This window comes from Salipiger sp. HF18, from assembly GCF_011806505.1.
GTDB lineage: Bacteria > Pseudomonadota > Alphaproteobacteria > Rhodobacterales > Rhodobacteraceae > Salipiger > Salipiger thiooxidans.
The window spans coordinates 1-1,240 of record NZ_JAATOS010000781.1 but is presented as its reverse complement, the minus strand read 5'-3'; the positions used below and the strand labels follow the sequence as shown (position 1 = coordinate 1,240).

At 67.2% G+C, this 1,240-nt stretch carries 2 protein-coding genes; both read right to left on the bottom strand.

All coding sequences use genetic code 11. The features are described from left to right. On the bottom strand, positions 1–579 hold a 579-nt coding region (locus tag HC022_RS26875; protein WP_167454411.1), incomplete at its 3' end, for an MBL fold metallo-hydrolase. Between the two features lie 167 nt (positions 580–746). Continuing rightward, positions 747–1,240 (bottom strand): efflux RND transporter permease subunit (locus HC022_RS26870; protein ID WP_175583751.1); only part of this gene is annotated, 494 nt, incomplete at its 5' end.

Below are 1,240 nucleotides of genomic sequence, written 5' to 3'. Positions count from 1 at the left end.
GATACGCCGGATCGAGGCGTAGAGCTCTGCCGAGGACCCGCCGGGGAAATCCGCGCGCGAGCTGCCGCTGTCGGGCATCATGAGCGTGTCGTGCACGAAGGCCGCGTCGCCGGCGACATAGGTGACCGAGGCCAGCGTGTGGCCGGGCGAGAACATCACCGTGACCGGGATCTCGCCCACCTCGAAGCGCGCGCCATCGGCCCAGAGCCGGTCCCATTGCGAGCCGTCGGTGGGGAAGTCGTCGCCGAGGTGGTAGATCTCCTTCCAGAGCCTCTGGACCTTCACCACCTTCTCGCCGATGGCGGTGGGGGCGCCGAGCTGCTCCTGCAGGTAGGGCGCCGCCGAGAAGTGGTCGGCGTGGGGGTGGGTGTCGAGGATCCAGACGATCTCGATGCCCGCCTCGCGCACGTAGGCAAGGATCGCATCGGCGTTCCGGGTCGAGGTCGCCGCGGCCAGCGGATCGTAGTCCCAGACCGGATCCACGATGGCGCCCTTCATGGTGGCGGGATCGTGGAAGACGTATTGCCAGCTTCCGGTCGGTTCGTCCCAGAAGCTCTTGACGATGGGGCTGCGGGGCATGTCGCGTCTCTTTCTGCTGTGGTCCTGCCGGGCGCTGCCGGCCATCATGTTCAATATCGTGAATATGATGTATCTAGGTGGCATCGGGCGCATGAAAAGACCGGTGCGACAAAAGAAAACGCCGCCCCGGGGCGGGGGCGGCGTCGGAAGCGTCATGGCGCCAGGTCTCAGGCGGTTTCGGCCTTGGCCTTCGCGGCGTTCTCGCGGATCTGCTTGCGGCCGAAGATCCGCATCACCACCACGAAGAACAGCGGCACGAAGATCACGCCCAGCACGGTGCCGGTGATGGTCCCGCCCAGCACCGCCGAACCGACCGCGTTGCGGCCGCCGGCGCCGGCGCCGCTCGACAGCACCAGCGGCACCACGCCGAGGGTGAAGGCGAGCGAGGTCATGATGATCGGACGGAAGCGCTGGCGCGCCGCCTCCTTCACCGCCGTCAGGATCTCCTCGCCGGCCTCGAACCGTTCCCGGGCGAATTCGACGATGAGGATCGCGTTTTTGCCGGTCAGACCGATGACGGTGAGCAGGCCCACCTGGAAGAACACGCCGTTGTCGAAGCCGAACCAGTAGGCCGCGCCCATGGTGCCCAGCACGCCGATGGGCATGGCGAGCATCACCGACAGCGGGATCGTCCAGCTCTCGTAGAGCGCCGCGAGGCAGA